The organism is Pedobacter glucosidilyticus DSM 23534, from assembly GCF_000425145.1.
In the GTDB taxonomy this organism is placed as follows: domain Bacteria; phylum Bacteroidota; class Bacteroidia; order Sphingobacteriales; family Sphingobacteriaceae; genus Pseudopedobacter; species Pseudopedobacter glucosidilyticus.
In genome coordinates this window covers 91,982-98,958 of the sequence record NZ_AULF01000021.1, presented here as the reverse complement: position 1 = coordinate 98,958, position 6,977 = coordinate 91,982, and the positions used below count along the sequence as shown (strand labels likewise).

Annotated in this window: 5 protein-coding genes; 2 read left to right on the top strand and 3 right to left on the bottom strand. The window is 34.6% G+C overall.

Translation table 11 applies throughout. The features are described from left to right. Positions 1–12: 12 nt before the first annotated feature. Positions 13–384, top strand: a complete 372-nt coding sequence (locus tag H510_RS0108420) for a transposase (protein ID WP_281168244.1) — start codon at positions 13–15, stop codon at positions 382–384. A gap of 313 nt (positions 385–697) precedes the next feature. Here the strand turns inward: H510_RS0108420 and H510_RS0108415 are convergent, their stop codons facing one another. The 3 genes from H510_RS0108415 to H510_RS19575 are packed head-to-tail and all read right to left on the bottom strand — an operon-like array spanning position 698 to position 4,980. Beyond that, the gene (locus H510_RS0108415) at positions 698–1,741 is read right to left on the bottom strand and encodes a T9SS type A sorting domain-containing protein (RefSeq protein WP_081659235.1); all 1,044 of its coding nucleotides are present in this window, start codon (positions 1,739–1,741) and stop codon (positions 698–700) included. A gap of 3 nt (positions 1,742–1,744) precedes the next feature. Then, positions 1,745–3,496, bottom strand: a complete 1,752-nt coding sequence (locus tag H510_RS0108410; protein ID WP_026903918.1) for a hypothetical protein — start codon at positions 3,494–3,496, stop codon at positions 1,745–1,747. Between the two features lie 20 nt (positions 3,497–3,516). Beyond that, entirely contained in the window at positions 3,517–4,980 is a 1,464-nt protein-coding gene (locus tag H510_RS19575; protein WP_051291118.1) for a hypothetical protein, read from the bottom strand. A gap of 350 nt (positions 4,981–5,330) precedes the next feature. Here H510_RS19575 and pafA point away from each other — a divergent pair, with 350 nt between their 5' ends. Then, entirely contained in the window at positions 5,331–6,977 is a 1,647-nt protein-coding gene (pafA, locus tag H510_RS0108400) for an alkaline phosphatase PafA (RefSeq protein WP_026903916.1), read from the top strand.

Genomic DNA, 6,977 nt, shown 5'->3' with positions numbered 1-6,977 from the left:
CAATGGCCTACAATTAAACAATTTATATCTTGGTTAGGATTAGCTCCTGGTAAACATCAATCGGGTAAAATGAATAAAAGAAGCAAGAAAAAACCAATAACAAGAGCTGGGCAGATTTTCAAACAAGCAGCTCAAAGTCTTTTGATTAGTAAACAGCCCGGTTTAGGAGCTTTTGCAAGAAGGCTTAAATCCCGGAAAGGTTCAGGTATTGCAATTAAAGCCACAGCTAGAAAAATAGCGGAACTATACTATAGGATGTTTGATCAGGGAATGGATTATGTAGAGCAGGGAGTAAAGAAGTATGAAGAAAAACTAAAGCGGCAACAGTTGAACTTTGTTATTAAAAAAGCAAATGAGCTGAATTTGCAATTGATTGAAAATTAATATGTTACAAAAAACGTCAATGGTAACGAATGTGAAAGGTCCCATCATATAAGCCATGGGTTCTATTACCCTAATTTTTTAAGTATAAGTAAATCAAAATCCTGTTCATCCTCAAATCAAGCAAATCCTGATTCAGACAATTATCCAAGCTTATTAAGCGAAAAAATTTGCATGTGGGATGCTTCCTTCGTCAGCATGCCGGGGGTGGATAGGTTATAGCTTTCTCTTCTAAATGTTCATAGGCCGTACAAAATAAAAAAGGGGTGTATTTTCGTACACCCCTTAAACTGTTTTCATAAATAGTTTTACCTATCTATTGAACAATCATTTTAACAGATTGATTAATCTCGGCAGAGGATACTTTTAATATATAAACTCCTGCTGGTAATTTAGAGGAGACATCTATAGTATAAGTATGCTTGCCTTTAACAAAACGTATATCATTTTGCTCGTAAACTTTTTGCCCTTTAAGATCATAGATTTTAAAGCTAACCGGACCACCTTCTTTTAAAGAAAAATCTACATTAAACTTACCGTCTGATGGGTTAGGGTAAAGTTGTAAATTGCTAGCTTGGCTAGTTTCTGTTAGGTCTGATATCAATACTACATCATTAGTACCTTTAGGCTTAATAGCGTTAATGATGTTGTTATTAGTTATTGAAGGTTTTAACGCATTTATTAGTGTAGCTATTTTAGCATCCCCAGGCATTTTGTAGACTCTTGATTTTTTTTTTAAGTAAACTTCTCTTCCATAATAAATCCCAGTTTCTCCGGTAAACTCACCCATATGACTATTAAATGACCCTAGATTTGAATCCATACCAAAAAATACTGGGGCCATTTTGTAATTAAGAGTATCATTAGCATCTACCGCAATAGCAGTGAAATGATGTCCAAATATAAAAGTGAATTTACCATCCAGTCCTAAGTCTTCATAAATTTCATAATCCAAGTTAAAATTTTTTCCCATATTTGCACCTGCAACCTCAAGAGGTCTTCTTATATACCAACGCTTCTTTCCTCCAATATTTTTCACTAAAATTTCAAATATTAATATCTCAGAAAGTAAACTTGTCCTTAATCTGAAAGAAAATACCTTGCTTTCACTATTGAAATCAGAGAAATCTTGTGCATTAAAATCCGCAGTTATTATAAAGCAATTACCTTGATGTGGGGTCAATCGATTACGTACGGTACCAAAGCCAGCTGGACTTGCCGGTGAGGCTAAAAAATCAGCCTCTGTTATACCCAATGCTTTAGTTAAGTTACTCTGGGCTTTAAGCCCCAAAATAGACGAAAAAATAACCAACCCTATAATCAGGATTCGTCTTTTTATTATATGTTTTATATTTGTCATGATTTAATCGTTTAAAGGAATCCACTGGTCTGGGCGGTCTGTAGTAATGACTGCATGTTTAAAAAATGGTTTTTTAAGTAGCCATAAATGGTCTCCTCTTCTGTCGTTAACAGGATTTTTAATACCCCAAGAGCCCCACCTGTTTACTGTTCCTTTACCACCTACAGGTTCTTCCGAGAAAATACCTGCTCTTCTACCTGTCATACGATAAATATACTCCATCACATTATAGCCTTGGGGTACCATACTACCATCCGCAAATGAAAATGAATTGCTTAGCATAACAGATGTTTTACCATCAAAATCGTTAAAAAAATTAGTTTCATAATATAGTACGGTTTCATTATGTGCAAACCAATCATCTAAAAACTTCTGAATTTTCAGTGGATCATAAGCGCCAGAAATATCACCTTCCCTCTTCCATTGATTACTTGCGGCAATAATAGGTGCCCACAACACTTTATTAAACCTTTCAACAGGAACAAGGTTATCGCCTGTAGTAAGATTAGCTTTCAGTTCATTATAAGTAGCATAAGTTTTAATAGCCATATTTTTTAGCTTTGTTATGTCTGTACTATTTATAGCAAATTTTAAGTTATGATATAAGGATTGTTTTTTCTTAGAATCATCTTGCCAGCCACAAAGTTCTGTACATGATCCACCTGAGCCTTTAGGTTCTAGATTTTTCATATCTACGCAAACAATTAAATTATTATCAGCAGCGTAATTAATCAATTCCTCAAAAAACATAATTTTTTCTAAACCATCGTCTATACTCCTTGGCTTTTTAAGATTTAGCCCTTCTAAATAACTTTTTGTCTTATTATAAATCCTATTAGCGTTATTATTTTCATTTGTATATCTGGTTAAAATAAAATCATGGAAACAAGCTAAATCTTCAGGTTTACCCGATAGACTATCTACATACGTACCACCATCTCGCACATTAACGGGCATAATATCACTTTCTAAAACTTTTATGCCTAGGCTGTTTGCTGCTATCATTGCTCCTTTAGTATTCTCTTGATTGGTATTAGGTTTGCCCCAAACCCCACGATGTGCTTGTATCACAACATCTGTTTTGGTAACATCAGGAATACTCCTCACCTTATTAAGCTCATTACAAACACCTGTGTTACTATTATAACAGTCATGGTTGATAGTATAAGTTGTACCGTTAATAAAGTCTTTAGCATAAAGCGCTTCTGTACCGGGTGTTTTTACCATCCTAATGTCAGATAATTTGGCATTTCCTTCTAACGTAAGTGTAATGATTACATCAATGGGTTTACCCCATGTCCACCAAGCACCTACAATACGCTCTTCAGCGATATAGGCCATATTTTGATAAAAGTTTCTATTATCAGTTGATGCTATACCACAGTAGTAATCTCCTCTGAATGATTTATAATAAAAATAAGCTTCTTCTCCGGAATGTTGTAAAGTGCCATCTTGGATGTCTTGTTCAGTTACAAAAGATTTGTAAATAGTCCATCTACGGTTCTGTGCACCTCCGCATATAAGTGGTATTTGGATATAAAATGATTCTGCTGTTTCGACAGAAACAGAAAATTTAGTACTTGATGTTTTATCAGTTGTAAAAACTACAAATCCATGGTCTGCCTTAAAATGATAAGCATCTTTAAGATTATACTTTCTTTTTATTTGATAGGTGGTGGTTTGTGCAAATGTACTTTGGAAAAATAGAGCTATTACAAAGCAAAGTGCTAACCAACATTTTATTAATTGTTTCATAATAAAATTTTAAAAGTGAATTATTTCTTTTCTAATATTTCTAAACGTTGCATTAACTCGGCAACTAATTTATTTTGATTATCAATTTGTTTTTTCTGATCTATGGTATGTAAAGTTAGCTCCTCAATAGTTTTTACCATACGTTTAGTCATGTCTGTAACTGTAAAACCATTATCTTCTATTTCTTTAGCAGATGGCATGGTAGGTAAATGGCCATTTTCTTTAATAGATTGTTCTATTGTAGTAAGGCTTGGTAATTTATAGTCTTTGTGAAATACATAATCTGGCCAATCTGTAGTGTTTGCAATAGCAAAGTCTTTACTCACAATTCCTTCTTCTACCCAAAGTAAATAGTCTGTATAATTAGAATCAACAAGGCTTGTAAAACCTTGCTCAGTACCATCATTTTCTGAAATGTAAACCCGGCCGTCAAAATGAGCTACTGTACCGGGTATTATATTTGGAGACCCAACTGAAAGGCTTTTCACTATTTCTACATTTCCATCATTCTGGATAATAAATCTTTTATTTCCTGCCCCGGTAAGATCCAATCCATTTCCATAATCAGCAATTGAAAACTCACCTTCAATTCCGTCATCCCCATCAACTCCAATTAAAAAGGACTTATTCACACTTGAATAACCACTATTAAATCTTGCTATAATTACTCCAGACGTTTGGTGATCTCTATCTATACGTAGAACATCTCCTCTCATGTGTAATTTTCTTTCTGGATTAGCTATTCCAACACCAACATTTCCTCCTAAATAATTTATATCAGAACCACTTAAAGTCCATGGGCTGGTACCTCCGCCTCCACCAAAACTTACCACTTCTCCATTTAGCCTATATTCTGTGGCATTTATTGCGCCTGTTACATCTAAACGCCATTTCGGGTTTAGAGTTCCAATACCAACAGCTTTACTACCTGGTTCCATTGCCATAATTACATTGGTGTGCTCTTGGTTTGTATTGGCTGATTCTGATATACTATTCCAATCCCAAGCCCCATTTGCAAATACTAAACGATCTAATCCTCTGAATGGTAATGATAGATTTTGACCTACATAAGTTAGCTCGATTTTCTCGTTTCCATAAGCATTTTCATACCACTCAATTTTTGAACCTTTTCTACCTGCACCATTAGGCATAGTAAACCGTATATCACCATCTGATATATCAAGTTTTGATGCAGGAGCTATAGTGCCAATACCAATTTTGCCATCAGACAGAATATTAAAAATATTATCTGTAAGGTTATTATTTATTTTAAAAGCACCATTCGTATTAATGAAATTCCAATAAGGAGATGTAGTAGCACTTCTAATTCTCATAAAAGAGGTTGTGCTTCCTCCGTTTTTGTTGATTTCAAAAAACTGGTTCGTTGTCCCTGTAGCATCAATAGTTTGTGCGTTAATTTGTGTTTGGCTAATGATACCTAAACCGATAGTCATCAGAAATAATTTGAGTTTTGTAATTTTCATTGACATAATTTTTTAGATTTTATTAATAATATTCGTGTAACGTTTCTGATAGGTAAAAACCCTAACACTTTTCTTAATTATTTTTTAAATTTTTATATATTACTTGTTTTATAGGTGTTTAATAAGTTTTTTAGGCTATTTTAGGGTTAAGCTACAACCATAAAATAGCTGTTATAACTATCTTCTTTGAATTTAGCCTTCTAAGCTTCACAAAATGCTAAGGTTCAGAAAACACCTTTCAAGCTTTAATAGCTAGGATTAATTATTCATAAAAACTTAGCATCATCTTTACAATAGCAGGCAGTTTTGAGGATATTATTTTTTAACTTTATCGGTTTAATTTATATCCAATGAGAGCCTCTTATTTGCTTATTTGCTTGCTAGTACCCATTCTTTTATTTGCACAACAAAAACCCCAACCTCCAAAAGCCAGCACCCCTGCCCGCCCAAAACTGGTGGTTGGCTTAGTGGTAGACCAAATGAGATGGGATTACCTTTATCGTTACGCATCCCGTTACGGAGAAGGAGGTTTTAAAAGATTATTAAAAGAAGGTTTTTCTTGCGAGAACGCCCATATTGGATATGCAACTACGCAAACAGCTTGTGGCCATGCCAGCATTTATACAGGCTCTGTACCCGCCATTAACGGTATAACGGCTAACAATTGGATAGAGCAAAATAGCGGTTATGATATGTATTGTACAGAAGATACCACGGTAAATACGGTAGGTAGTACATCAGACGCTGGTAGAATGTCGCCTAAAAATCTGTTAAGTTCTACCATTGGCGATGAATTAAAACTAGCTACCAATTTCAGAGCTAAAGTTATTGGCATCGCTTTAAAGGATAGAGGGGGAATACTTCCGGCCGGTCATAGTGCCAACGCAGCTTACTGGTTTGATGATTTAACGGGCTCTTGGATAAGTTCTACCTATTATATGCAAGATTTACCAACATGGGTAAAAACTTTTAACAACCAAAAATTGGTAGATAAATATTTAACACAAGATTGGAATACCCTTTATCCAATCAACACTTATGTGCAAAGCAGCGTAGATGACAATAAGTATGAAGGAAAATTTAAAGGCGAAGCAAAACCGGTTTTCCCCCATAAAATACCTCAAATAAAAGGGTCTGATTTTAATACCATCAGAAATACACCTTTTGCCAATACCCTAACTTTAGATTTTGCAAAAGCTACCGTAAAAGAAGAAAAGCTTGGCGTCGATGATATTACAGATTTATTAGCCGTAAGCTTATCCAGTACAGATTATATTGGTCATCAGTTTGGTCCAAACTCGATAGAGATAGAAGATACTTATTTAAGGTTGGATAAAGACTTAGAAGTATTTTTAACTTATTTGGATAATACCGTAGGCAAGGGAAATTATACTTTTTTCTTAAGTGCTGATCATGGCGCAGCGCATAACCCTAATTTTTTAATTGATAACAAGATTAATGCTGGCTATTTCAACACCAGAACCATCTCTAAACAATTAAACGAGCTTTTATTTACTAAATACCAAGTTAAAGGTTTAATAAGAGCTATTACCAATTATCAGGTAAATTTCAACTATCAGGCTATTGAAGCTAGCAAAATTGATATAGATGACTTAAAAAAAGACTGTATCCATTTTCTTAAAAAGCAAGAAGGAGTATCTTTTGTGGTTGATTTAGCCAATGTGAACGAAGGTGCTGTACCTGCTAAGTTGAGAGAGAAAATCATCAACGCTTATCATATAAAAAGAAGTGGCGAGCTACAAATTGTATTAGACCCGGCATGGTTTCAAGGTTATGGCATAACCGGAACATCGCATGGAGTTTGGAATCCTTACGATACGCATATCCCGATGGTATTTATGGGATGGGGAATTAAACAAGGCATCAGCAACAGAACCGTTTCTATGAGTGATATTGCGCCTACCATTTCTGCTTTATTACGCATACAAGAACCTAATGGTAATATTGGCGATGTAGTTACCGAAGCTTTAAAATAA